Origin of the sequence: Saccharopolyspora sp. NPDC050642 (assembly GCF_040654735.1) — a bacterium.
Lineage (GTDB): Bacteria > Actinomycetota > Actinomycetes > Mycobacteriales > Pseudonocardiaceae > Saccharopolyspora > Saccharopolyspora elongata.
In genome coordinates, this window is sequence record NZ_JBFAIN010000008.1 from 152251 (window position 1) to 177194 (window position 24944).

Below are 24944 nucleotides of genomic sequence, written 5' to 3' on the forward strand. Positions count from 1 at the left end.
GCGCGTGGTTTCATCGACACCCGCGACATCGCCGAGGTGGCCGCCGCCGAGCTGCTCGCGGAGCGGCCGGTCGGTGGCCAGCTGTCCCTCAGCGGCCCCGAGCGGATCACCGTCGAGCGGTGGCCGGCGAATTCGGTGCCGTCCTGGGGAATTCGGTCCGATACCGAGACATCGTGCCCGACGCCGAATGGCAGGCTGGACTGGTGCGCACCGGTTTGTCGGCTGAGTACGTCGCGGGGTTGGCCGCGCTCTACCGAAACTACCGCGCGGAAGCGGAGCCCGAGCTGGGCACCGGCGTCCAGGAGGTCCTCGGGCGACCGCCGCGCTCGGCGGCGGACTTCGCCTCGGACGTGCTCGCCGGAGGTCTCATTCGTAGGTGATGTGGACCTCGTCGGTGATCGGGAGGGACTGGCAGGCCAGGATGATGCCGTCGTCGAGGTCTTCCTGGTCGAGGACCGAGTTCTGGAGCATCTTCACCTCGCCGCTCCGGATCCGGCAGGCGCAGGCGCTGCACGCGCCTTCGCGGCAGGAGAACGGCGCATCCAGGCCCTTTTCCAGGAGCAGGTCCAGCAGGCGCTTCTGGCGCGGCCACGCGAACCGGTGGTGTTCGCCGTCGAGCTCGACCGCGATCGTCGCGTTGTCCTCGGCCGGCTCGGGCGCTTTGGGGCGCTTCTTCTCGAAGGGGTTGCGCTTCAGGGAGACGAAGCGCTCGACGTGGGTCCGAGCGCGCGGGACTTCCAGGTCCTTCAGCGCTTCCGCGGCGGCGTCCATGAAGCCGCCCGGACCGCACACGAAGCACTCGTGGTCCGCGAAGGGTCTGATCAGCTCGCGCAGCGCGGGCACCGTCGGGCGGCCTTGCACCGATTCCAGCCAGTGCACCACGACGAGCCGGTCGGGGTGCCGGGTGATCAGATCCCGGAGCTCGGCGGCGAAGATGACCGAATCCTCGTCCTGGTTGGCGTAGACGATCACCACGCGCCCGGTCCCGGCGGCCAGCACCGACTTCGCGATGGACATCACCGGCGTGATCCCGCTGCCCGCCGCGAGCAGCAGGAAGTCCTCGTCCAGCGAGCCCGGCGTGAACGCGCCGCCGGGCGGCAGAACGTCCACAGTGGTCCCGGTGACGACGTTGTCGCACAACCAGTTAGAGCCGTAGCCGGCTCGCTTCACCGTCACCTGCCACGCCTCGTCGACGTGCGGCGAGCTGGACAGGGAGTAGCTGCGCGCCACCGAACCGGTGCGATCGCTGGGGATTCGCAGGGTGAGGAACTGGCCGGGCCGGTAGGACCACTCCGGCGGCGGCTCGAACACCAGCGACCGGCTGTCCCGGGTCTCGTCGATGACCGCGGCGACCCGCAGTCGGGCGGGTTCGGGCATCACTGGCTCCTGGGGTCTGGTCCGCAATTTCCATTGAAATCGAAGGTTCGATTTCAATGGAAATTGCGGTTCTGGGCTCCATCGGAATCCTGCGGCGACGTGGCGAGGTGGCCGTCGCGGGCCGCGGCGTCGACGCTCGCCAGCACGTCGGCGCAGGACTCGGCGACCTCGCCCGCCGGACGGTCGGCGAACGTCGCACACCGGCGAGCGCCTTCGGCGGTCCACTGGATGCTGGTGTGCTGCGGGCTGTTCTTCTTCGCCAGCACCCGCACGCCGCAGCGCCCGCACTCCACCGGGCACAGCCCCGACCGCAGGTAGTCGTCCCGGTCGGCGGCCGTGCCCTCGCGCACCCTGGCCAGCGCCGCGGGCCGGTCGGCCAGGTCCGGTGCCTTCGCCCAGGTCATGAGCTCTCCGCCTGCTTGCGCGCGAGGTTCTCCGCGACTTCCCGCTCCCACACCTCGTTCGCGCGGCTGGTGTCCACTTCGAACTCGAACCGCGCCACCATGTCCTCGCTGACGTCCTCGACGTCCACGTAGAACTGCTCGTACCAGCGGCGCAGCTGGTAGACCGGGCCGTCCTCCTCGCACAGCAGCGGGTTGTCGATCCGCGTCTTGTTCCGCCAGATCTCCACGTCCTGCAGGAACCCGACGCCGGTGTTCTTGGCGATCTTGGCCGCCAGCTTGTCCGCCTGCTCGTCGGAGAGCCCCGGCAGCTTCTTGACCAGCACGCCCCACTGCAGCACGAACGAATCGGCGGTGATCGGGTAGTGGCAGTTGATCAGGATCGTCTCGATGGTGTAGCCGTGGTACTCGTTCCACAGCCGGTCGATCATGTACGACGGCCCGTAGTACGACGCCTCCGAGCGCACCTGGTTGTCGCTGCCGGAGTAGGTGCCCGCGCCGATGTCCGGGCGGCCCTTGGTGGTCAGGTACTGGCTGGCGATGTGGCCCTCGAAGACGTTCTTGAAGTACGTCGGGAACGCGAAGTGGATGTAGAAGAAGTGCGCCATGTCCACCACGTTGTCGACGATCTCGCGGCAGTTCGAGCCCTCGATGCGCACGGTGTCCCAGGTCCAGTTGCTCCACTCGTCGGAGAACGACTCCGGTAGGTGCGGGATCGTCACGTCCGCCGGGGGCGGGTTGCCCTGCGGGTCGTTCCACACGAACAGCTGCTTGTTCTCCTCCATCGCGGGCCACGCCTTGGTGCGGGCGCGCAGCGGAATCCGCTTCGCGTAGGGGATTCCGGTGCAGCGGCCGTTGCCCGCCCAGCGCCAGTCGTGGAACGGGCAGGCGACCGCGTTGCCCTTGATGGTGCCTTGCGTGAGGTCGCCGCCCATGTGCCTGCAGTAGCCGTCGAGCACGTTGAGGCCGCCGTCCTCGCCCTGGAACACGACGAGCTTGGTGCCGAACGCCTCCACGGCGTGCGGCCGACCGTCCTTGAACTGCTCGACCGGTCCGAGGCAGTGCCAGCCGCGCGCGAACCGGGTCGGTGGGGTTCCGACGTCGATGGTGCGCACCTCGTCGTTGTTTGCCGCCGTCATCTCGTCCCTTTCGCTCGTACCGCCTCAGTAGGCTTTTGAAAATGCGGCGTTAGCCGCATGCGGTGGGGGACTCGACTTGCACCGCCGCGGGTTCTCAGACGTCGTCTGGCGAGGACAGTCCCGATGCCGTGTATTGGGCATACATAAATCGGGGCTCCCACAGTCCAGACGGCGTCTGAGGTTCCGCAACCCGCACCGCTACGCAAGCCCATTGCCGAATTCACTCCTCGGTTGCCAGGTGTTGCGCGGCGAGATATCCGAAGGTCATCGCTGGGCCGAGGGTCGCGCCCGGCCCGGCGTAGGTTCGGCCCATCACGGCGGCGCTGGTGTTGCCTGCCGCGTAGAGGCCTTCGATGGGCGTGCCGTCTTCGCGCAGCACTCGCGCGTGCACGTCGGTGCGCAGGCCGCCCTTGGTGCCGAGGTCGCCCGGTACGATCTTCACGGCGTAGAACGGCGCTACCTCCAGCGCGCCCAGGCTCGGGTTCGGCTTGTTGCGCGGATCGCCGTAGTAGCGGTCGTATCCGGAGTCGCCGCGCTGGAAGTCGGCGTCCACCCCGCTGCGCGCGAAGCCGTTGAACCGCTCGATCGTGCGGCGCAGCGCGTCGGCGGGCACGTCGATGCGCTCGGCCAGCGCTTCGACCGTCGCCGCCCGCTGGATGGCCCCCGTCTTGTACCAGCGGCCCGGGAACGGCTGCCGCGGGCCCAGGCCCGCGAACATGTACCGGTTGCGGTAGCGCTGGTCGGCGATCAGCCAGGTCGGCATGTGCCGCCCGGGCCCGTCGCCGGGGCCGTACATGGCGTGCACCGCGTCGACGTACGGCGCGGCCTCGTTGACGAACCGCTCTCCGTCGCCGTTGACCAGGATGCAGCCGGGCAGGGTTCGTTCGGCGAGGCAGAACCACGGCCCGCCGGGCAGCGGGATCGACGGCCCCCACCACGCGTCGTCCATCAGCTCCGTCGCGGCACCGAGCCGCTGGGCGGCGATGATCGCGTCGCCTGTGTTGGCCTTCGCTCCGACGGTCCACTGCGTACCGATCGGCTCGCGCTGGTGCTGCTTGCGCAGTTGTTCGTTGTGCTCGAACCCGCCTGCGGCCAGCACGACTCCGCGCCGCGCCAACAAGGTCCGCCGCTCGCCTTCGTGCTCGACGACGACACCGGTGACCCGGCCGCCGTCGTGCTCCAGGTCGATCAGCGGGGTGTTCAGCCACACCGGCACGCCGGCGTCCCGCAGTGCGACCCGCAGGCCCGCGGCCAGTGCTTGGCCGAGCGCGAGCAGGCGCTGCCCGCGGATCCTGGCGAGCAGCCAGCGCGTTCCCACCCGCAGGGCGCGCAGCGGGCCGCGCGGGTGGCGGGCGAGCAGGTTCAGCCACCGGAAGTCGGCCTGCGTGACGACCAGGTTCGCCGGGGCCTTGCCGTAGCCGGGTTCGAGGTCGGCGAGCAGGTCGCCGAGCACCCGGCCGTCCAGCGGAGCGGCCTCGATGGATCGCCCGCGCACCCGGCCGCCGGGGGCTTCCGGGTAGTAGTCCGCGTATTCGGGCACCCACCGCATGCGCAGCGGCGTGCTGGGCAGGACCTCGGCGAGCATCCGCGGGCCGGCCGCCAGGAAGGCGGCCCGCTGTTCGGGGTCGACCGCGTCGCCGACGATGTGGGCGAGGTAGTTGCTCGCGGCTTCCGGGCTGTCGGTGATGCCGGCCTCGGCGAGCACGTGGTTGTTCGGCACCCACACGCCGCCGCCGGAGCGGGCCGTGGAGCCGCCGAACTTCGCCGCCTTCTCGACGAGCACGGCGTCGAGTCCCTGCCGGGCCGCCGTGAGCGCCGCCGTCATCCCGGCGGCGCCGCTGCCGACCACGACGACGTCGAACTCGGAGCGGGCATCGGGTGTCCCTGCGGTCATCGCACCTCCCTCGCGCCAACCTCGCGGTCAATACTGAAACATGTTATAGATTTCTGCGCCAGTGGCGCTATGGTGTAGCCAGAAAACGGGCACTTGCCTCGATGAACTCACGAAGAGAACCTGTTACAAACTTGTGAGGGGTGCGATGGTCCAGCGCAGCGCGTTGCACGCCGATGTGGTGATCGTCGGCTTCGGCGTCGCCGGGGCCTGCGCCGCGCTCGAAGCGGCCCGCGCGGGCGCCCGCGTCGTGCTGATCGACCGGTTCGGCGGCGGAGGTGCCAGCGCCCTGTCCGGTGGCGTCGTCTACGCGGGCGGCGGCACCCGGCAGCAGCGCGCGGCCGGCGTGTCGGACACGCCCGAGGCGATGTACGCATACCTGCGGGAAGAGGTCGGCGACGCGGTCGGCGCGGACACGCTCCGCCGGTTCTGCGACTCCAGCGCCGACATGATCACCTGGTTGGAGCAGCAGGGCGTGCCGTTCGAGGGAAGCCTCTGCCCGTACAAGACGTCGTACCCGAGCAACCGGCACTACCTCTACTACTCCGGCAGCGAAGCGGCGGGCGGCTTCCGGGACGTGGCGGCACCCGCCCCGCGAGGCCATCGCACGAAGGGCCGTGGCACGTCGGGGAAAGTGCTGTTCGCGGCGCTGGCGGAGGCGGTGCGCCGGGCCGGGGTCCAGGTGCTCACCGAGACCCGCGCGCGAGAGCTGGTGCTGGACGCCGATGGCCGGGTCTGCGCGGTCGACTGCGAGCGCGTCGGCGGAGCCGCTCGCCGCGTGCATCGGGCGTTGAGCCGCGTCGCGGCGAAACCCGGGCTCTACGTGCCGAAACTGGCGCGGCTGCTGCACGGTCGGGTCGAGCGGCTGGAGCGGCGCGGCGAAGCCGTGCGGATCCACGCGGACCGAGCGGTGGTCCTGGCCGCGGGCGGATTCGTGGCCAACCGGGAGATGATGCGACGATTCGCGCCTGCGTACCGGGGCGGGCTGCCACTGGGCACGCAGGGCGACGACGGCAGCGGCATCCGGCTCGGGCAGGACGTCGGCGGCGCGGTCGGCAAGCTGGACCGGATCTCGGCATGGCGTTTCATCAGCCCGCCCAGCGCGATGCTCAGCGGCGTCCTCGTCGACCGGGACGGCCGGCGGATCGGCGACGAATCCCGTTACGGCGCCGCGCACGGGCAGGCGCTCGTCGAGCGGCACGGCGGTCGGGGCTGGCTGCTGGTCGACCAGCGGTTGCAGCGGCTCGCGAAGCAGCAGCTGCGCAGCCAGACGGTGTGGTTCCAGCGGCTGCAAGCGCACTACCTGCTCGCGACCGCGGCGACCGGCGACACCCTCGAATCGGTCGCCCGTGCAGCCGGTGTCGACGCGGCGGGATTAAGGACCACAGTGGACAGCCACAACATGGCCGCGCACGACGGAAAACCCGATCCGGCGGGCAAACCCGCGGAGTTCGTCCAGGTCCTGGACCGGCCGCCGTTCGCGCTGCTGGACGTCTCGATCCGGCCGAGCCTGGCCTACCCGTGCCCGATGCTCACCCTCGGCGGGCTGCTCGTCGACGAGGGCACCGGGCAGGTGCGGGACGAGCACGGCGGCACCGTTCCCGGCCTGTTCGCGGCCGGTCGCTCGGCGGTCGGCGTGTGCTCGGAGTCCTACATCAGCGGGCTGTCGTTGGCCGACTGCGTGTTCTCCGGCCGCAGGGCCGGGCTCAACTCGGCGAAGGGGTGAACGGATGCTGGCAGCTGACGCGCGCGCCGAGGTGGCGCAGCGGCTTTGGGACGCGGAGCGCGATCGCGCGCCGATACCGCCGCTGGTGGAGACGATCCCGCGGTTGGACGCGGTCGACGCCTACGAGATCCAACTGCTGAACGTGCGCCGGCGCGACGAGCCGGTCATCGGCCACAAGGTCGGGCTGACCTCGCCGGTCATGCAGCAGATGATGGGCGTGTCCGAGCCCGACTACGGGCACCTGCTGGCGAGCATGCGGCTGCCCGAGGGCGAGCCGGTCGACCCGCGGCGGTACTGCGTGCCGCGGGTGGAGGTCGAGGTCGGGTTCCTGCTGGGCGCGGACCTGCCCGCGGAGTGCACCGAGGCCGACGTGCTGGCCGGGACCGAGGCGCTGGTGCCGGCGATCGAGCTGATCGACAGCCGGATCGCGGACTGGCGGATCAGCCTGGTGGACACGATCGCGGACAACGCGTCCTCGGCGGGCTTCGCGCTCGGCACGGCGCGGATCGACCCGGGTTCCGTTGACCTGCAACGGATCGGCGCGGTGCTGTGGCGCAACGGCGAGGCCATCGAGCACGGCCGGTCCGACGCGGTATTGGGCAACCCCGCCACCGCCGTCGCCTGGCTGGCGCGGAAGGTCGCCGCCTTCGGTGTGCGGCTGCGGGCCGGCAACGTCGTGCTGCCCGGCTCCTGCACCCGTGCGATCGACGTGTCGCCCGGTGACGAGTTCCGCGCCGACTTCCGGTGCGGCGGAGCCGAACTGGGCTCCGTGTCGGTGTCGTTCGGGTCGTGAGTGGTTGTGGCCGCCAGGGCGGCCACAACCACTCACGACACCTGACCTGCAGAAAGGAGGCGGAATGGGCAAGGCGACCGCGGCGATCGTCGGATCCGGCAACATCGGCACCGACCTGCTGCACAAGCTGAGCCGCTCCGCGCACCTCGAACCCCGGTGGATGATCGGCATCGACCCGGCCAGCGCTGGCCTGCGCCGGGCGGCGGATCTCGGGGTCGCGGCGAGCGCGGACGGCGTGGACTGGCTGCTGGAGCACCACCGTCCCGACGTGGTCTTCGAAGCCACCTCGGCGAAGGTGCACCGGGCCAACGCGCCCCGCTACGCCGAGGCGGGCATCCGGGCCATCGACCTCACGCCGGCAGCCGTCGGGCCCTACGTGGTGCCGCCGGTGAACCTCGACGAGCACCTGGACGCGCCGAATCTGAACCTGATCACCTGCGGCGGCCAGGCGACCATCCCGATGGTGCACGCGGTGTCGCGGGTGGTGCCGGTCGCCTACGCCGAGATCGTCGCGTCGGTCGCGTCGGTGTCGGCCGGGCCGGGCACCCGCGCCAACATCGACGAGTTCACCCGCACCACCAGCAAGGGTATCGAGGTGCTGGGCGGCGCGGAGCGCGGCAAGGCGATCATCGTGCTGAACCCGGCCGACCCGCCGGTGATCATGCGCGACACGATCTTCTGCGCCATCCCAGCCGACGCCGACACCGACGCGATCGGCGCGTCCATCACCAAGATGGCCGCCGAGATCGCCGAGTACGTGCCCGGCTACCGGCTGCTCGCCGAGCCGCAGTTCGACCCGCCGTCGCCGGCCACCGGCGGCATGGCGCGCGCGGCGATCTTCGTCGAAGTCGAGGGCGCGGGCGACTTCCTGCCGCCGTACTCCGGGAACCTGGACATCATGACCGCCGCCGCGGTGCGGGTGGGGGAGCAATTGGTCAGCAAGGAGGCAGTGGCATGAGTAGTCCTGTGTCAACCCGAGTTCTCCTCAACCGCACCTCAGGGGAACGTGACGCAAACCAGCCACAAGAAACTGCGAAACGCGGGATTGAGCCGGACGCAACCACAACTGTGAAACGCGGAGAGGCGGAACTGGCATGACCGGCCTGCCGAACACCTACTCCGACGCCCTGGACGTGCGGATCACCGACACCTCGCTGCGCGACGGCTCGCACCACAAGCGCCACCAGTTCACCGCGGCGGAGGTGCGCGACATCGTCACCGCGCTCGACGGCGCGGGAGTGCCGGTCATCGAGGTGACGCACGGCGACGGGCTGGGCGGCTCGTCGTTCAACTACGGGTTTTCCCGCACGCCCGAACAGGAACTCATCACCATCGCCGCCGAGACGGCGCGCAACGCCAAGATCGCCGTGCTGATGCTGCCGGGAGTCGGCGTCACCGACGACATCGTCATCGCCCGCGACAACGGCGCCTCGGTGTGCCGGATCGCCACGCACTGCACCGAAGCCGACGTGTCGGAGCAGCACTTCGGCCTGGCGCGCGAGCTGGGCCTGGAGACCGTCGGCTTCCTGATGATGGCGCACTCCCAGCCGCCGGAGTCGCTGGCGAAGCAGGCGCGGATCATGGTCGACGCGGGCTGCCAGTGCGTCTACGTCGTCGACTCGGCGGGCGCGCTGGTGCTGGAGCAGGTGGCCGAGCGGGTGTCGGCGCTCGTCGCGGAGGTCGGCGGCGAGGCGCAGGTCGGCTTCCACGGGCACGAGAACCTCGGTGTCGCCGTCGCCAACTCCGTCGCCGCGGCACGGGCCGGCGCGGTGCAGATCGACGGCAGCGCAAGGCGTTTCGGCGCCGGGGCGGGGAACACTCCGGTGGAGGCGTTCGTCGGCGTGTGCGACAAGCTCGGCATCCGCACCGGGATCGACTTCTTCGCCATCGCCGATGCGGCCGAGGACGTGGTGCGCCCGGCAATGCCCGAGGAATGCCTGCTGGACCGCTCGGCGCTGATGATGGGCTACGCCGGGGTGTACTCCAGCTTCCTCAAGCACGCCGCCCGGCAGGCCGAGCGCTACGGCGTCAGCGAGGCGGCGCTGCTGGTGCGCGCGGGCGAGCGCAAGCTCGTCGGCGGCCAGGAGGACCAGCTCATCGACATCGCGCTGGAACTCCAGCGGGATCGACACGAATAAGAACATGTTCTAGCCTGTGATCACTCGGGAAACGGGAGCGGCCGATGAAGGACAGTCGAGCAGTCGTCGAACGGGTGCGGGAACTCCTGCCGGTCCTGCGGGACCGCGCGCAGAAGGCCGAGGACGGCCGGAAGATCCCGGACGAGACCATCGCGGCCCTGCAGGAGGCCGGTTTCTTCGCACTGCTGCAACCGGAGCGCTACGGCGGCTACGAGGCAGACCCGCTGGACTTCTACGGCGCGGTCCGGCTCATCGGCAGCGCGTGCGGCTCGACCGGCTGGGTGGCGTCGATCCTCGGCGTGCACCCGTGGCACCTGGCCCTGTTCCCGGAGCAGGCCCAGGACGAAGTCTGGGGCGACGACCCGGCGACGCGGGTGTCCTCGTCGTACGCGCCGATGGGCAGGGCGACCATCGTCGACGGCGGTTACCGGCTCAGCGGGCGGTGGAGCTTCTCCTCCGGCTGCGACCACGCGTCGTGGGTGTTCCTCGGCGGGCCGGTGCTGGGCGATGACGGCAAGCCGGTCGACTTCTGCACGTACCTGCTGCCGCTGGGGGACTACCGGATCGAAGACGTGTGGGACACCGTCGGCCTGCGCGGCACCGGCAGCAACGACATCGTCGTGGAGGACGTCTTCGTCCCGCAGCACCGGGCGCTGAGCTTCGTGTCGATGTCCAAGACGCAGTGCCCGGGACACCAGGTCAACACCGCGCCGCTGTACAGGCTCCCCTGGGGGACGGTGCATCCGTCGACGATCACCGCTCCGATCATCGGCATGGCCCAAGGCGCCTACGACGCGCACGTGGCGCACCAGGCCAAGCGGGTGCGGGCGGCGTACGCGGGGGAGAAGGCCAAGGAAGACCCGTTCGCGAAGGTGCGGATCGCGGAGGCGGGCAGCGAGATCGACGCGGCGTGGCTGCAGCTGACGAACAACCTCGCCGAGGAGTACGCGCTGGTGCAGGCGGGCGAGGAGGTCCCGATGTCGCTGCGGCTGCGGGCACGGCGAGACCAGGTGCGCGGCACGGCGCGGGCGATCTCGGCGATCGACCGGCTCTTCGAGAACTCCGGCGGTCGAGCGCTGTGGTCGGGCACGCCGATCCAGCGGTTCTGGCGCGACGCGCACGCGGGCCGGGTGCACGCCGCCAACGACCTGGAGCGCGCCTACCTGATGTTCGGTTCCGGAGAATTCGGCATCCCAGTGAAGGACTCGATGGTATGACGGTCGATTTCGACACGACGAGCCGGACCGCGAAGCTGCCGTCCGGACTCACCCTGCACTACCACGAGGCCGGCGATCCGTCGGCGTCCACAGTGGTCATGTTGCACGGCGGGGGACCGGGGGCTTCCTCGTGGAGCAACTTCTCCCGCAACATCGGTGTCTTCGCCGAGGACTTCCACGCCATCGCGGTCGACCAGCCCGGTTTCGGCCGTTCCGACAAGCCGACCGAGCACGGCCAGTACTTCACGCACAGCGCGACCGCGCTGCTGGAGCTGCTCGACGAGCTCGGCATCGAGCGCGCCCACCTGCTGGGCAACTCGCTGGGCGGCGGCACGGCGGTGCGCTTCGCGCTGAACCACCCGGACCGCGCCGGGCGGCTGGTGCTGATGGGCCCCGGCGGCCTGAGCCTGAACGCGTTCGCGCCGGACCCGACCGAGGGCGTCCGCAAGCTCAGCGCCTTCGGCGCGCCTCCGGGCCCCAGCAAGGAGAAGCTCGCCGACTTCCTGCGGGCCATGGTCTACGACCAGTCGCTGATCACCGACGAGCTCGTCGACGAGCGCTACGCCGCCGCCTCGTCCCCCGAATCGCTGGCCGCGATGCGGGCGATGGGCGCGTCGTTCATGCACCCGGACACCTTCGAGGAAGGCATGCTGTGGCGGGAGGCGTACCGCCTGCGGCAGCGCGTCCTGCTCATCTGGGGTCGCGAGGACCGGGTCAACCCGCTGGACGGCGCGCTGGTCGCGCTGAAGCTGATCCCGCGCGCGCAGCTGCACGTGTTCGGCCGCTGCGGGCATTGGGCGCAGGTGGAGAAGTTCGCCGAATTCAACCGGATCGCCAAGGACTTCCTGCTCGACTGACTTGAGGGACCTGGTTCATAAGCGGCGTCAGCCGCTTGCGGTGTCGGACTCAGCTTGCACCGCTGCGGGTTCTCAGGCGTCTTCTCGCGAGGACAGCCCCGACGTGGTGAATTGGCATTCATGAGCCGGGGATCCCACAGCGAGGAGGCGGCCGCAATTCCCGCAGGGGGCCGCTACCTGCACCGCTACGCAAGCCAAGATCAAGACGACCAATAGGAGGCCCGCCGTGGGCATTCGTTCGCTCGGCTACTTGCGCATCGAGGCGACCGACGTCGAGGCGTGGCGGGTGTTCGGCCTGAAGGTGCTAGGCATGGTCGAAGGCACCGGAGGCTCCCCGGACGCGCTGTACCTGCGGATGGACGACTTCCCGGCGCGCCTGGTGATCCTGCCCGGCGAGCAGGACCGGCTCGCCGCGTCCGGCTGGGAGGTCGCCAACTCCGGGGAGCTGGACGAGGTCCGGGCCCGGCTGGAGAGCGCGGGCGTGCCGTACGAGGAAGGCACGGCCGACGAGCTCGCCGACCGCCGGGTCAACGGGCTGATCAGCTTCAACGACCCGTCCGGCAACGGGCTGGAGGTCTTCCACGGGGTGGCGCTGCAGCACCGCCGCGTGGTCAGCCCGTACGGGCACCGGTTCGTCACCGAGGAACAGGGCCTCGGGCACGTGGTGCTGTCCACCCACGACGACGAGGCGGCGCTGCGGTTCTACCGGGACGTGCTGGGCTTCCGGCTGCGCGACTCGATGCGGCTGGCGCCGGAGCTGGTCGGCCGCCCCGCGGACGGGGATCCGGCCTGGCTGCGGTTCTTCGGCTGCAACCCGCGCCACCACAGCCTGGCGTTCCTGCCGATGCCGACGCCGAGCGGGATCGTGCACCTGATGGTGGAGGTCGCCGACGTCGACGACGTCGGGCTGACCCTGGACCGCGCGCAACGGCGGAAGGTGCCGATGTCGGCGACGCTGGGGCGGCACGTCAACGACCTGATGCTGTCGTTCTACATGAAGACGCCCGGCGGCTTCGACGTCGAATTCGGTTGCGAGGGAAGGCAGGTCGAAGACGAGGACTGGATCGCCCGCGAGAGCACGGCGGTCAGCCTGTGGGGCCACGACTTCAGCGTCGGCGCCCGCCCATGAGCGGCGACGAGGCACGGGTGTCGCTCGCCCCGGAGCCGGCGGTGTTCCGGCGGGTGCTGGGGCACTTCGGCACCGGCGTCACGGTGGTGACGGGGACGGACGGCGAGCGGCCGGTGGGCTTCGCCTGCCAGTCGTTCGCGGCGCTGTCCCTGGACCCGCCGCTGGTCCTGTTCTGCCCGTCCCGCACGTCCCGGGCCTGGCCGGTGCTGGAGCGTGCGGGGCGGTTCTGCGTCAACGTCCTGGCGGAGTCGCAACGACCGGTCAGCACCGTGTTCGGCCGCAGCGGCGACGACAAGTTCGCGGGCCTCCGCTGGCACCCGGCCCCGTCGGGCGCCCCGATCCTCGACGGCGTGCTGACCTGGATCGACTGCGACATCGAGGCGGTGCACGAGGCGGGCGACCACTACATCGCCATCGGGCGCGTCCGGTCCCTCGGCGAAACCGCGGCCGGCGCACCGCTGCTGTTCTACCGGGGCGCCTACGCGGGCCTCGCCCCGACGCCGCAGTCCCCGCCAACGGATCTCGACCTGTTCCTCACCACGATCCACCCCGACGACTGGCTGTAACACCAGAAGCGAACGGCCCGTCCACTCCGCCTATCGAGACGAACGGTCCGTTCACCTCGGTCCGGTTCGTGCGCGCCGGTGTTGGGTGGTTGGAGTGAACGGCCCGTTCGCCTCGGCTATTGAGGTGGACGGTCCGTTCGCTTCGTTTCTTCAGCGCAGCCGTTCGATGATCGTGCCCGTGGCCAGGGCTCCGCCGGCGCACATCGTGATCAGCGCCGTCGTGGCGTCGCGGCGCTCCAGCTCGTGCAGGGCCGTGGTGATCAGCCTGGCTCCGGTGCTGCCGACCGGGTGGCCGAGCGCGATCGCGCCGCCGTTGACGTTGACCCGGTCCAGGTCCGGTTCGTGCACCGCCGCCCACGACAGCACCACCGAGGCGAACGCCTCGTTCACCTCGAAGACGTCGATGTCCCCGACCTTCATGCCGCTGAGCTCCAGCACCCGCTGGGTGGCCTGCACCGGCCCGTCCAGGTGGTAGTACGGCTCGCCGCCAACCAGGCACTGCGCGACGATCCGGGCGCGCGGCCGCAGGCCGAGCTCGGCGGCCCGGTCGGCGTCGGCCAACAGCACGGCCGCCGCGCCGTCGGAGATCTGCGACGACGTCCCGGCCGTGTGCATCCCGTTCTCCAGAACGGGTTTCAGGCCGCCGAGGGCCTGCATGCTGGTTTCGCGCAGGCCCTCGTCGCGGGTCACCAGGTCGCCGCCGGGAACGCGGACCGGGACGATCTCGCGGTCGAAGCGACCCTCCCGCCACGCCGCCTGCGCGCGGTCCTGGGAGCGCAGGCCGAAGGCGTCCAGGTCTTCGCGGGTGATGCCGCGGCGCGCGGCGATGCGGTCCGCCGCCTCGTACTGGTTCGGCAGGTCGATGTCCCAGGTGTCCGGCCGCGGCATGCCCACGTCGGTGCCGAGGTTGCTGCGCAGCGGCACGCGGCTCATCGCCTCGACGCCGCAGGAGATGCCGACCCGCACCGCGTCGACGGCGATCAGGCCCGCGACGAGGTGCGTGGCCTGCTGCGCCGACCCGCATTGCGCGTCGACCGTGGTGCACCCGACCTGGTGCGGCAGGCCGGCGTTCAGCCATGCCGTGCGGGTGACGTTGTTCGACTGCTCGCCGGCCTGGGTCACGCAGCCGCCGATCACCTGGTCGGCCTCGGCGGCGTCGATGCCGGCGCGGTCGAGCAGGCCGCGTTGCGCGGCGCCGAGGATCTCGGCGGCGTGCAGCCCCGAGAGCCGGCCGCGGCGCTTGCCGATCGGCGTGCGGACCGCTTCCACGATCACCGGATTGCCCACCTGGATCTCCTCTCGCACGGTCTCCGGCCTCAAAACTAGAACACGTTCTGATGTCTTTACAAGAGTTCGAATCAAGCCTGGTCGAAAGCGCGTTCTCTTGCACGATTCAAGGTTAGTTACAGGGGTTTACTGAATCTTGGAAGTGTGGTTCTCTTGTTTAGAACTCGTTCCAATTCTTCGGTCGGATCTCGCGCCGCTGTAGGAGGTATCCGTGGTCGCACCGCGCATTCCGGAGGGCTTCGACTTCACCGATCCCGACCTGCTCGCCGAACGGCTGCCGCTGGCCGAGTTCGCCGAGCTCCGCCGCACCTCGCCGGTGTGGTGGAACCAGCAGCCCGACCGTCGAAGCGGGTTCGACGACGGCGGGTTCTGGGTGGTCAGCAGGCACGCCGACGTCAAGGAGGTCTCCCGGCGCAGCGACGTGTTCTCCACCTGGGAGAACACCGCCGTGATCCGGTTCAACGAGGGCATGACCCGCGAGCAGATCGAGCTGCAGCGGTTCATCATGATCAACATGGATCCGCCGCAGCACACCAAGCTGCGCAAGATCGTGCAGCGGGGCTTCACCCCGCGGGCCATCAACAGCCTGGAGGCCGCGCTGCGCGACCGGGCGCAGCACATCGCCACCGAGGCGCGCAAGCGCGGCACCGGCGACTTCGTCACCGACGTGGCCTGCGAGCTGCCGCTGCAGGCGATCGCGGAACTGCTCGGGCTGCCGCAGGAGCACCGCAAGGAGATCTTCGACTGGTCGAACCAGATGATCGGCTACGACGACCCGGAGTACGACATCCAGCCGGAGGTCGCCGCCGCCGAGATGCTCGGCTACTTCGCGAACATGGCCGAAGAGCGCCGCGGCTGCCCGATGGACGACATCGTGACCAAGCTCGTGCAGGCCGACATCGACGGCAACGCGCTGACCGCGGACGAGTTCGGCTTCTTCGTGATCCTGCTGGCGGTGGCGGGCAACGAGACCACCCGCAACGCCATCACCCACGGCATGCTCGCGTTCATGGACAACCCGGACCAGTGGGAGCTCTACAAGGAACAGCGCCCGTCGACCGCGGCCGACGAGATCGTGCGCTGGGCGACGCCGGTGGTCGCGTTCCAGCGCACCGCGACGGTGGACGTCGAGCTCGGCGGCGCGGAGATCAAGAAGGGCCAGCGGGTCGGGATGTTCTACAGCTCGGCGAACTTCGACCCGGAGGTCTTCGACGAGCCGGAGCGCTTCGACATCACCCGCGACCCGAACCCGCACGTCGGCTTCGGCGGCAACGGCGCGCACTACTGCCTCGGCGCGAACCTGGCGCGCCTGGAGATCGACCTGATCTTCAACGCGATCGCGGACCACATGCCGGACATCAAGCGGGTGGGCGACCCGCGCCGACTCCGCTCCGGCTGGCTCAACGGCATCAAGGAAGTCCAGGTCCAGTACACCTGATCGACCGAGCGACACCCCTGGCCGGGAAGTCCCGGCCGGGGGTGCCGCGCGTGGCCTCGGATTTCCGCCGTAGCCAGCCGACCATGGCGCGATGGTAGTGCAGGCGCCACGCGCTTCACCCGAATTCGAAACGCCCGGAGCCCCGCCGCAGTCCGAACGCGGCGAGGCGGGTTTCCGATTTGCAGGGCTCGTTTCGGCTTGGGTGCGGGTACGTGGAGCGCCGATTTCGCGCGAAATCGCCATCCCGTCAGGCACCCGGGCCTTCGGGAATCGGGAACTCTGTCGGCGTCAGTTCGCTTGGCGGATGGTGGCCATTGCGCGGTCGAATTCCCAGAACGCCCGCATCGAGCGGATCAGGCCGGCGTCGTCGACGTGGTAGACGAACACGCCTTCGGCGTCCATCGCATTGCCGTCCGGGAGGAACGTGGTGACCCGGCCGATGTTGGCCACTTCGCGGCCCGCCGCGAAGGAGTCGTCGATGTGGAACTCGATGCGGTCGGCCTGGGCGATCGCCAGGTCCCAGAAGGCGGCGATGCCTTCGCGGCCGTGGTGGCCGCGGCCTTCGGGGTCGAAGACCGACGGGCCGACCGGGTCCTCCACGACGCCGTCCGGCGCGAACAGCGCGACCCACTCGTCCTTGGCTCCGCGCGCCACCGCGCTCATCGACGCCAGCGCCGCTTCGCGCGCCGGGTGCGGCTCGCGGGTCGCCGCCCAGTGCACGCCCTTGCTGTCCTCGTCCACGTCCTGCCTCCTGATCCGGTGCGTGTCGGTTTCGCGCGAAAACGGCCGGGTGAACGTCGATTCTTCGCGAAATTGCGCCCGGGTCGCGGTCACACGTTGTTGATCACGTTACCGGCGAACTTGGCGATCGACGCCTGCTTGGTGCTCAGGTCCGCGTCGAAGCCGTGGCCGTCGAACAGCCAGGGGACCACGATCGCGTCCGTCACGCCGATCTCCGCCTGCTCCCGGTAGCCGTCGACGCCGAAGCGGTCCACGCAGACCGCCTGGATCTCGAACGGCTCACCCGCTCGCCCGCACTCCGCGCGCAGCTCGGCGAGACGGCCGATGGTGCTGCGCAGGTCGTCGATGCCCATCATCGCCGATGCCCAGCCGTCGCCCACCCGAGCCGCCCGGCGCAGCGCCGCATCCGTGTGCCCGCCGACGTAGATCGGCACCGGGCGCGCCGGTGCCGGGCTCATCTGCAGGCGGTCGAAGTCGAAGAACTCGCCGTGGTACTCCACCATTCCGCCGCCGAGGATCAGCCGCAGGACCTCGATCGCCTCGTCCACCCGCGCGCCGCGCTTCGCGTACGGGGCGCCGCACCACTCGAACTCCTCCGGCGCCCAGCCGAGCCCGATGCCCAGGCCGAAGCGGTCGCCGGTGAGCACCGCGACCGACGCCAGCTGCCGCGCCAGCAGGACCGGATTGCGCGGCCCGAGCTTGAGGACCGAGGTGTAGAACCGCAGGCGCGAGGTCGCCGCGCCCATCGCCGCGGCGGCGATCAGCGGGTCCGCCCACGGCGTCTCCGCGGTCCACATCCGCGAGCCGTCCGGGGTGTACGGGTAGGCCGCCGAGACCTGTTCGGAGTAGAACAGCGAATCCGGCAGGGCGACCGAGTCGAAGCCGCATTCCTCGGCGGTGCGGGCCAGCTCGGTGAGCTGGTCGAGCGGGCTCATCGCGACGGACAGCGTGAACTTCATCGTTCCCCCGGTTTCTGGGCTCCGACGACCCACATCGAGAAGTACTGGGAGCCACCGCCGTAGGCGTGGCCCAGCGCGGTGCGGGCGCCGTCCACCTGGTGCTCGCCCGCCTTGCCGGTCACCTGCATCGCCGCCTCGGCGAACCGCAGCAGCCCGGACGCGCCGATCGGGTTCGACGACAGCACGCCGCCGGACGGGTTGACCGGCAGCCGCCCGCCCAGCGCGGTTTCCCCGGCCTCGGTGAGCTTCCAGCCCTCCCCGGCGGCGGCGAAGCCGAGGTTCTCCAGCCACATCGGCTCGAACCAGGAGAACGGCACGTAGATCTCCGCTGTGTCCACTTCGGACAGCGGATCGGTGATGCCCGCCTGCTTCCACAGCGCCGCGGCCGCGTCCCGCCCGGCCTGGGGGTTCACCTGGTCGCGCCCGGCGAAGGTGGTCGGCTCGGTGCGCATCGCGGTGGCGTGGATCCACGCGGCCGGGCCGCCCGCCGGTTCGTCGCCGATGATCACGGCGCACGCGCCGTCGGAGGACGGGCAGGTCTCGTCGTAGCGGATCGGATCCCACAGCACCTGCGAGGCCAGCACCGATTCCAGCGTGATGTCGTCCTGCTTGAGGTGCGCGTACGGGTTCCGGGCGCCGTTGCGCCGGTCCTTCACCGCGACCATGGCGCCGATGTGCCCGGGCGCGCCGGAGCGGCGGATGTAGGAGCGGACGTGCGGGGCGAAGTAGCCGCCCGCCCCCGCGCCGACCGGCATGGTGAACGGCGGCACGATCGACAGCGCCCACATCGCGTTCGACTCGGACTGCTTCTCGAACGCCACCGCGAGCACCCGGCGGTGCACGCCGCCCTGCACGAGGCTGGCCGCGACGTTGCCGGTCGAGCCGCCCACCGATCCGGCGGTGTGCACCCGCAGCAGCGGTTTGCCGGTGGCGCCGAGGGAATCGGCGAGGTGCAGCTCCGGCATCATCACGCCCTCGAACAGGTCGGGCGCCTTGCCGACCACGACGGCGTCGATGTCCGGCCAGTCCAGGCCCGCGTCGGCCAGCGCCCGCTCCGCGGCCTCCCGGCACAGCCCGGCGATCGAGACGTCCAGCCGCTTGCTGGTGTGGTGCGTCTGGCCGGTCCCGAGGACCGCCGCCGACCGCTTGCCCATCAGGACCTTCCCTCCATCACGCAGACCAGGTTCTGCTGCAGCGCCGGGCCGCTGGTCGCGTGCGCCAGCACCCGCCCGGCCCGCCCGTCCATCACGCGGGCCGCGGCCTCGCCGATGCGGGCCAGGCCGGCCGCGAACATCGGATTGCCGCAGAGCGCGCCGCCGGAGGGGTTGATCGCGACCGAGTCGTCGAGCCCGATCGCCCGGCGCAGCACGATTTCCTGGTGGGTGAACGGCGCGTGCAGTTCCGCGACCTCGATGCCGTCGGCCCCGGCGGCGCGCGCCGCGGCGGTGGTCGAAGTCGACCGGCGCAGGTCGCGGGAGCCGAGGCTGCCCGACTCGACGCGGTGCTCCAAACCGGTTATCCAGGCGGGCCTTTCGCGGATCTCCCGGGCCCGGTCCGCGCTCGCGAGGACGACTACGGCGGCGCCGTCGGAGATCGGCGCGCAGTCGTGCGCGCGGAGCGGATCGGCTAGGTAGGGCGCGCCGAGCAGATCGTCGGCATCGACCGATCCGGACAGCTGCGCTCTGGGATTTTCCGTTGCCGCTGCGCGACTTCGCGCGGCCACGGCCGCCATGTCGCGTTCGGTCCAGTCGCCGGCGTCCAGGCCGAGACGGGCTTGCAGCCCGGCGATGCTCACCGAGTCCGGCCACAGCGGCGCGACCGAGTAGGGATCGAGCTGCAGCGCGAGGGTCCGGCGCAGGTCGCCCGCCGAGGACTTGCCGAAGCCGTAGACCAGCGCGGTGTCGACCTCACCGGTGCGGATCTTCACCCACGCCTCGTAGAGCGCCCACGCCGCGTCCATCTCCACGTGCGACTCGTTGATCGGCGGGAACGCGCCGATGGCGTCGACCGCCGCGATGAACGAGAACGCCCGGCCCGCGAGGTAGTCCGACGACCCCGAGCACCAGAACCCGATGTCCTCCTTGGCGAGCCCGGTTTCGGCCAGCACTTCGCGGAAGATCGGCACCAGCATCTCGACGCCGTTGGTGGTGCCCCGGGTGGCGCGCACGTTCGGTGCCTGCGCGAACCCGACGACGGCTACGTCTGTCACGGCGGACTCCCGGAGGTTCAGAGGTGTTGGGCGTAGGACTCGAACGGCGCATCGGGCTCGCCGGTCGGTTCGAAGTGGTCGATGTTCTGCAGCGTGTGGTCCCACTCCTCGCGGGGTTTCCACACCGCGCGCACCCGCATCCCCATCCGGACCTCGTCGGCCGCGCAGCCGAGCACGAGGTGCAGGAACGCGATGTCGGCGCCGTCGAGCAGCACGTACGCGGACACGTACGGCGGCTTGATGCGCTGGCCCAGGAACGGGACGTTGACGATGCAGAACGTGGTCACGATCCCGGTGTCGGGGAGCTCGACCTCTTCCTCGGTGGGCACCCCGTCCGTCGGGCACGCGCCGCGCGGCGGGATGTAGACCTTCGCGCACGCCGGGCAGCGCTGGCCGAGCAGCCGCCCTTCGGCGAGGCCGCGCAGGTACCGGCTCTCCTCGGGGGACGCCGAGTGCCGGTAGTGCAGGTGCACCGGGGTGGTCAGCGTGGTGACGGGTTCGGGTCGTGAGTGGTCTGGATCCCCATGGCGCTCCGAACCACTCACGACGTCGTGCGCCGGCTCGAAGCAGGCGATGTCTCGGATGCCGTTGCCGAGTTCGTCGGCCCAGCGGACCTGCACGCGCATCCCGGTGCTGATCCGCTCGGGCGAAGGCACGTCGACGGCGTGCAGCATCGGCGTGTCCGCCCCGTCCAGGAGCACGAACGCCCAGGCGAACGGGCGCTGGAGCGGCTGGCCCTCCATCGGCTCCGGCATCCACGTCCAGCTGACGACGGTGCCCTGCGTGCCGACCGGCACGAATTCGTCGAGGACGGCGGCGGTTTCCGGGTCGTGCTCGACCGGCGGCACGTGCACCCGGCCGTCGCTGCCGCGGACTCCGACGATCCGGCGATCGCGCAGGGCGGTGGCGAACCGGCCGTGCACCGGCCCCAGGGATCGGGTGTAGTCGAAGCCGATTTCGAGAGGGGCGCTGAGTGGTTCCGGGAGCCCATTCACGCACTGAAGTGAAACATGTTCTCGATTTTGGGGCAATATCCGGGCAGGATGACCCGGGAGGATTCGCCAGCAGTGCCGCCGGACGAGGAGGTTCGCGGATGAAGATAGGGCTGCAACTCGGCTACTGGGGTGCGCAACCGCCGTCGAATGCGGAAGAACTCGTTCTCGAAGCCGAGCGCGCGGGATTCGACGGGGTCTTCGCGGCGGAGTCCTGGGGATCGGACGCGTTCACGCCGCTCGCCTGGTGGGGCTCCCGGACGAGCAGGGTCCGGCTGGGCACCTCGGTCGCGCAGCTCTCCGCGCGCTCGCCGGCCTCGTGCGCGATGCACGCGCTGACGCTGGACCACCTCTCCGGCGGGCGCTGCGTGCTGGGTCTCGGCGTGTCCGGCCCGCAGGTCGTCGAAGGCTGGTACGGCACGCCGTTCGCGAAACCCCTTGCCAGGACGCGGGAATACGTCTCGATCGTGCGGCAGGTGCTGGCCCGCGAGGCGCCGGTTCGCAACGCCGGCCCGCATCACCCGTTGCCCTACGACGGGCCCGGCTCGCTCGGCCTCGGCAAGTCGCTGCGCCCGATCACCCATCCGCTGCGCGCCGATCTGCCGATCTGGCTGGGCGCCGAGGGGCCGCGCAACGTCGCGCAGACCGCCGAGATCGCCGACGGGTGGCTGGCGGTGTACTACTCGCCGCGCATCGCCGCGACCTACGAGGACTGGCTGGCCGAGGGATTCGCCAGGCCGGGCGCGCGCCGCAGCCGCGAGGAGTTCGAGATCGCGGCCAGCTGCCAGGTGGTCGTCACCGACGACCCGGCGGCGGAGCGGGCGCGGCTGAAGCCTTCGCTGGCCCTCTACATCGGCGGGATGGGCGCGCCGGGCATGAACTTCCACGCCGAGCTGTTCCGGCGGATGGACTACGGGTCCGCCGTCGACGACGTGGAGCGGCTGTTCGCGGCCGGGCGGCGCGAGGAGGCGGTCGCGGCGGTGCCGGACGAGATGGTCGACGACATCGCGATCATCGGCGACGCCGAATCGGTGCGCGGCCGGGTGCGGGAGTGGGAGCGGGCCGGGGTGGACACGCTGCTGGTCGGCTGCCGCGAGACCGGGCACCTGCGCGGCGTCGCGGACGCGCTGGGGCTTGCCGAAAATCTGTAACGGGTTCTAGTTTGTAGGTCGCGCGGGTCGGCATGCGGTGTCGTGAGTGCTGAGTCCGGTGGGAACCGGCTTCAGCGCTCACGACTCCACGCCCACCGCCGCGCCCTGGTCAGTACTCCGATTCCCGCGTCATCGTCGACAGGAGTCCGCCGTGTCCGACATCGGGCTGTGGAAGATTGCCGAGCAACAACCGAACCGGACGGCCGTGATCGCACCGGACGGAAGGGCGGTCGGCTACGCCGAACTCGCCGCCGCCGCGGACCGCTACGGACGCGGCCTGCAGAGCATGGGTCTCGAGCCCGGCGACAGCATCGTGCTGATGCTGCCCAACGGCGATGACCTGCTCGCCGCGTACTTCGCGGCGCTGCAATGCGGGCTGTACGCGGTGACGGTGAACTGGCACCTCGTCGGCGCCGAAGTCGCCTACCTGATCGAGGACAGCGGGGCGAAGGCCTTCGTGGCGCACGAGCGGTTCGCCGAGACGGCTGCGGATGCCGCCGCGCGCAGCGGGCTTCCCGCGTCGGCCCGCTTCGCGGTCGGCGAGATCCCGGGATTCCAGGCCCTTTCCGGGCTCGGCGCGCAGGAGCCGCCGAAGCGACCGGAGGTGCGGACGACGGGCTCACCCATGCTGTACACCTCGGGAACCACCGGTCGCCCCAAGGGCGTTCGGCGCCCGCTGACCGGAGCCGACCCGGACGAGGTCCCGGCCGCGGCGAAGTGGTTCTTCGGCATCTTCGGCCTGCAGCCGTTCGACGACCACGTGCACCTGTGCGGCTCGCCGCTGTACCACACCGCGGTGCTCAACTTCGTCAGCCACTCCGTCCAATTCGGACATACGGCGGTGCTGATGGACCGCTGGGACCCGGCGGAGATGTTGCGGCTGATCGAACTGCACCGCGTCACCCACACGCACATGGTGCCGACCCAGTTCCACCGGCTGCTGGCGCTGCCACCGGAAGTCCGCGCGCGCCACGACGTCTCGTCGCTGCGCGCGGCGATCCACGGGGCCGCGCCGTGCCCGCCCGAGGTCAAGCGGGCGATGCTGGAGTGGTGGGGCCCGGTGGTGGTGGAGTACTACGCGGCGACCGAGGGCGGCGGCACCTCGATCACCGCGGCGGAGTGGCTGGACAAGCCGGGTTCGGTCGGCAAGGCGTGGCCGGGCTCGACGGTCAAGGTGCTCGGCGACGACGGCGCGGAGCTGCCGACCGGCGAGATCGGCACCGTGTACATGCGGATGGGCGGCTCCAGCTTCGAGTACCACCGGGACGCGCAGAAGACGAAGCAGGCACGGGTGGGCGACCTGTTCACCATGGGCGACGTCGGCTACCTCGACGAGGACGGCTATCTGTACCTGTGCGACCGCAAGAGCGACATGATCATCTCCGGTGGGGTGAACATCTACCCGGCGGAGATCGAGAACGCCTTGTCGGTGCACCCGCAGGTCGCGGACGTGGCGGTGTTCGGCGTGCCGCACGCGGACTGGGGCGAGGAGGTCAAAGCCGTCGTGCAGCCGGCCGACGGCGTTGAGCCGGGAGAGGAGCTGGCGGCGGACCTCATCGCCTTCGCCCGGGACCGGCTGGCGAAGTTCAAGATCCCGCGCAGCATCGACTTCGTCGCGGAACTTCCCCGGGACCCCAACGGAAAGCTCTACAAGCGAAAGCTCCGGGAGCCCTACTGGACCGACCGCGACCGAGCGATCTGACGCCCCAGTTTCAATTGAAACCGTTCGACCGGCGGTCTCCAGGCGGGAGGTTTCAATTGAAACTGGGCATGGTGGTGTCCCGAGACAGAGGTTTCAATTGAAACTGGGGTTCCTTCGAAGGGTCCCAGTTTCCATTGAGCGTTTTTCATCCTGGTCGGCCCGCAGTCGCGGGTCGCAAAGCCGCACGTCGATGGGGGGTTGCATGCGCCGCAGGCGCATAACCCACCTACGACACCGGCACCGCTGCGGGTTCTCAGAGGCTTCCTGGCGAGGACGGCCCTGACGCCGTGTATTGGACATACATAAGTCAGGGCATCCACAGACCAGGGAGCCTCTGAGGTTCCGCTACCCGCACCGCCACGCAAATCGAGGCTGGAAAACCCTCATTGAAACTTGATGCGGGTTCGGTGCTACCGGCCGCGGAAGTTCGGCTTGCGCTTCTCCGCGAAGGCCCGGGGGCCTTCCTTGGCGTCCTCGCTGCCGAAGACCGCCATGCCGAGGCGGGCGTCCACCTGGAACGCCTCGTTCTCCGGCATGCCTTCGGTTTCCCGCATCGTGCGCAGGATCGCCTGCACTGCGAGCGGTCCGTTGGCGGTGATGAGGTCGGCCAGTTCCAGGGCCTTGTCGAGGGCCTGGCCGTCCGGGACGACGTGGCCGATCAGGCCCAGTTCCTTGGCTTCGGGCGCGAAGATGTGCCTGCCGGTCAGGAGGATGTCCGCCGCGACCGTGTACGGGATCTGGCGCGGCAGGCGGACCGCCGAGCCGCCCAGCGGGAACAGGCCCCAGCGCGCCTCCGACACCCCGAACCGCGCGCTCTCGCCCGCCACCCGGATGTCGGTGGCCTGCAGGATTTCCGTGCCGCCCGCCACCGCGGGCCCTTCCACCGCCGCGATCAGCGGCTTGGTCAGCCGCCTGCCCTTGAGCAGCGGTTCGATCACGGACATGTCCATGCCGCGGGCGGTGTCGCCGGGATGCGCCTGCGTCATCGCCTTCAGGTCGGCGCCGGCGCAGAACGCGCCGCCCGCGCCGGTCAGCACGCACGCCCGGATGTCGTCGTCGCCGTCCACCTCGTCCCAGGCCTGCCGCATGATCTCCAGCATCGGCCCGGACAGGGCGTTGCGGACCTCGGGCCGGTTCATCGTCACCACGAGCACCGCGCCGCGCCGCTCGACCAGGCAGTGGGGTTGCTCGACGACCTCGGTTGTCGACGTCATGGGAACCTTTCCGGTCG

General features: G+C 70.4%; 23 protein-coding genes. 12 read left to right on the plus strand and 11 right to left on the minus strand.

The features are described 5' to 3' along the window. The first annotated feature begins 173 nt into the window (after nt 1–173). A complete protein-coding gene (locus AB0H93_RS15700; RefSeq protein WP_358572754.1) occupies nt 174–380 on the plus strand; it encodes a hypothetical protein in 207 nt (68 codons plus the stop codon). On the opposite strand, the gene AB0H93_RS15705 is transcribed toward AB0H93_RS15700, so the two are convergent. From AB0H93_RS15705 to kstD, 4 genes are all read right to left on the minus strand, one after another. Next, on the minus strand, nt 367–1377 hold the full coding sequence (locus tag AB0H93_RS15705) for a ferredoxin--NADP reductase (RefSeq protein ID WP_358572756.1): 1011 nt from the start codon (nt 1375–1377) through the stop codon (nt 367–369). The genes AB0H93_RS15700 and AB0H93_RS15705 overlap by 14 nt on opposite strands. 53 nt (nt 1378–1430) lie before the next feature. Then, nucleotides 1431–1781: a hypothetical protein gene (locus tag AB0H93_RS15710; RefSeq protein ID WP_358572758.1), complete on the minus strand. Its 351-nt coding sequence runs from the start codon at nt 1779–1781 to the stop codon at nt 1431–1433. Then, a complete protein-coding gene (locus AB0H93_RS15715; protein ID WP_358572760.1) occupies nt 1778–2917 on the minus strand; it encodes a Rieske 2Fe-2S domain-containing protein in 1140 nt (379 codons plus the stop codon). Before AB0H93_RS15715 ends, AB0H93_RS15710 begins: the two co-directional genes overlap by 4 nt. Before the next feature lie 220 nt (nt 2918–3137). Next, on the minus strand, nt 3138–4811 hold the full coding sequence (kstD, locus tag AB0H93_RS15720; RefSeq protein WP_358572762.1) for a 3-oxosteroid 1-dehydrogenase: 1674 nt from the start codon (nt 4809–4811) through the stop codon (nt 3138–3140). A gap of 145 nt (nt 4812–4956) precedes the next feature. On the opposite strand from kstD, the gene AB0H93_RS15725 reads away from it, so the two are divergent. The 8 genes from AB0H93_RS15725 (at nt 4957) to hsaB (ending at nt 13234) form a co-directional block, all read left to right on the plus strand. Next, on the plus strand, nt 4957–6534 hold the full coding sequence (locus AB0H93_RS15725; protein WP_358572764.1) for an FAD-binding protein: 1578 nt from the start codon (nt 4957–4959) through the stop codon (nt 6532–6534). Between the two features lie 4 nt (nt 6535–6538). Beyond that, on the plus strand, nt 6539–7327 hold the full coding sequence (locus AB0H93_RS15730) for a 2-keto-4-pentenoate hydratase (protein WP_358572766.1): 789 nt from the start codon (nt 6539–6541) through the stop codon (nt 7325–7327). A 64-nt stretch (nt 7328–7391) separates the two neighbouring features. Continuing rightward, nucleotides 7392–8285, plus strand: a complete 894-nt coding sequence (locus AB0H93_RS15735; protein ID WP_358572768.1) for an acetaldehyde dehydrogenase (acetylating) — start codon at nt 7392–7394, stop codon at nt 8283–8285. 136 nt (nt 8286–8421) lie between these two features. Further along, nucleotides 8422–9465, plus strand: coding sequence for a 4-hydroxy-2-oxovalerate aldolase (dmpG, locus tag AB0H93_RS15740; protein WP_358572770.1), 1044 nt, complete (start codon nt 8422–8424; stop codon nt 9463–9465). A 44-nt stretch (nt 9466–9509) separates the two neighbouring features. After that, on the plus strand, nt 9510–10682 hold the full coding sequence (hsaA, locus tag AB0H93_RS15745; protein WP_358572772.1) for a 3-hydroxy-9,10-secoandrosta-1,3,5(10)-triene-9,17-dione monooxygenase oxygenase subunit: 1173 nt from the start codon (nt 9510–9512) through the stop codon (nt 10680–10682). Further along, nucleotides 10679–11539 carry a 4,5:9,10-diseco-3-hydroxy-5,9,17-trioxoandrosta-1(10),2-diene-4-oate hydrolase gene (gene hsaD, locus AB0H93_RS15750; protein ID WP_132490383.1) on the plus strand — a complete coding sequence of 287 codons (861 nt, stop codon included), beginning with the start codon at nt 10679–10681 and terminating at the stop codon, nt 11537–11539. Before hsaA ends, hsaD begins: the two co-directional genes overlap by 4 nt. Nucleotides 11540–11765: 226 nt before the next feature. Continuing rightward, on the plus strand, nt 11766–12668 hold the full coding sequence (gene hsaC, locus AB0H93_RS15755; protein WP_358572775.1) for an iron-dependent extradiol dioxygenase HsaC: 903 nt from the start codon (nt 11766–11768) through the stop codon (nt 12666–12668). Continuing rightward, entirely contained in the window at nt 12665–13234 is a 570-nt protein-coding gene (hsaB, locus tag AB0H93_RS15760) for a 3-hydroxy-9,10-secoandrosta-1,3,5(10)-triene-9,17-dione monooxygenase reductase subunit (protein WP_358572777.1), read from the plus strand. The genes hsaC and hsaB overlap by 4 nt, the downstream gene beginning before the upstream one ends. 150 nt (nt 13235–13384) lie before the next feature. On the opposite strand, the gene AB0H93_RS15765 is transcribed toward hsaB, so the two are convergent. Next, the gene (locus tag AB0H93_RS15765; protein ID WP_358572779.1) at nt 13385–14521 is read right to left on the minus strand and encodes a steroid 3-ketoacyl-CoA thiolase; all 1137 of its coding nucleotides are present in this window, start codon (nt 14519–14521) and stop codon (nt 13385–13387) included. A gap of 211 nt (nt 14522–14732) precedes the next feature. Here AB0H93_RS15765 and AB0H93_RS15770 point away from each other — a divergent pair, with 211 nt between their 5' ends. Then, the gene (locus tag AB0H93_RS15770) at nt 14733–15959 is read left to right on the plus strand and encodes a cytochrome P450 (RefSeq protein WP_358572781.1); all 1227 of its coding nucleotides are present in this window, start codon (nt 14733–14735) and stop codon (nt 15957–15959) included. A gap of 288 nt (nt 15960–16247) precedes the next feature. Here AB0H93_RS15770 and AB0H93_RS15775 read toward each other — a convergent pair whose 3' ends face one another. The 5 genes from AB0H93_RS15775 to AB0H93_RS15795 form a co-directional block, all read right to left on the minus strand. Then, nucleotides 16248–16700, minus strand: a complete 453-nt coding sequence (locus AB0H93_RS15775) for a nuclear transport factor 2 family protein (RefSeq protein WP_358572783.1) — start codon at nt 16698–16700, stop codon at nt 16248–16250. 89 nt (nt 16701–16789) lie between these two features. Continuing rightward, a complete protein-coding gene (locus tag AB0H93_RS15780; RefSeq protein WP_358572785.1) occupies nt 16790–17659 on the minus strand; it encodes a TIGR03619 family F420-dependent LLM class oxidoreductase in 870 nt (289 codons plus the stop codon). Continuing rightward, nucleotides 17656–18813, minus strand: a complete 1158-nt coding sequence (locus AB0H93_RS15785) for a thiolase domain-containing protein (protein WP_358572787.1) — start codon at nt 18811–18813, stop codon at nt 17656–17658. The genes AB0H93_RS15780 and AB0H93_RS15785 overlap by 4 nt, the downstream gene beginning before the upstream one ends. Next, a complete protein-coding gene (locus AB0H93_RS15790) occupies nt 18813–19868 on the minus strand; it encodes a thiolase domain-containing protein (RefSeq protein WP_358572789.1) in 1056 nt (351 codons plus the stop codon). Before AB0H93_RS15790 ends, AB0H93_RS15785 begins: the two co-directional genes overlap by 1 nt. A 17-nt stretch (nt 19869–19885) precedes the next feature. Beyond that, on the minus strand, nt 19886–20863 hold the full coding sequence (locus AB0H93_RS15795; RefSeq protein WP_358572791.1) for an OB-fold domain-containing protein: 978 nt from the start codon (nt 20861–20863) through the stop codon (nt 19886–19888). A gap of 98 nt (nt 20864–20961) precedes the next feature. Here AB0H93_RS15795 and AB0H93_RS15800 point away from each other — a divergent pair, with 98 nt between their 5' ends. After that, on the plus strand, nt 20962–22011 hold the full coding sequence (locus tag AB0H93_RS15800) for an LLM class F420-dependent oxidoreductase (protein WP_358572793.1): 1050 nt from the start codon (nt 20962–20964) through the stop codon (nt 22009–22011). Nucleotides 22012–22162: 151 nt separating this feature from the next. Beyond that, a complete protein-coding gene (locus tag AB0H93_RS15805) occupies nt 22163–23713 on the plus strand; it encodes an acyl-CoA synthetase (protein ID WP_358572795.1) in 1551 nt (516 codons plus the stop codon). Nucleotides 23714–24123: 410 nt separating this feature from the next. Here the strand turns inward: AB0H93_RS15805 and AB0H93_RS15810 are convergent, their stop codons facing one another. Beyond that, a complete protein-coding gene (locus AB0H93_RS15810) occupies nt 24124–24927 on the minus strand; it encodes a crotonase/enoyl-CoA hydratase family protein (RefSeq protein WP_358572797.1) in 804 nt (267 codons plus the stop codon). Nucleotides 24928–24944 lie beyond the last annotated feature (17 nt).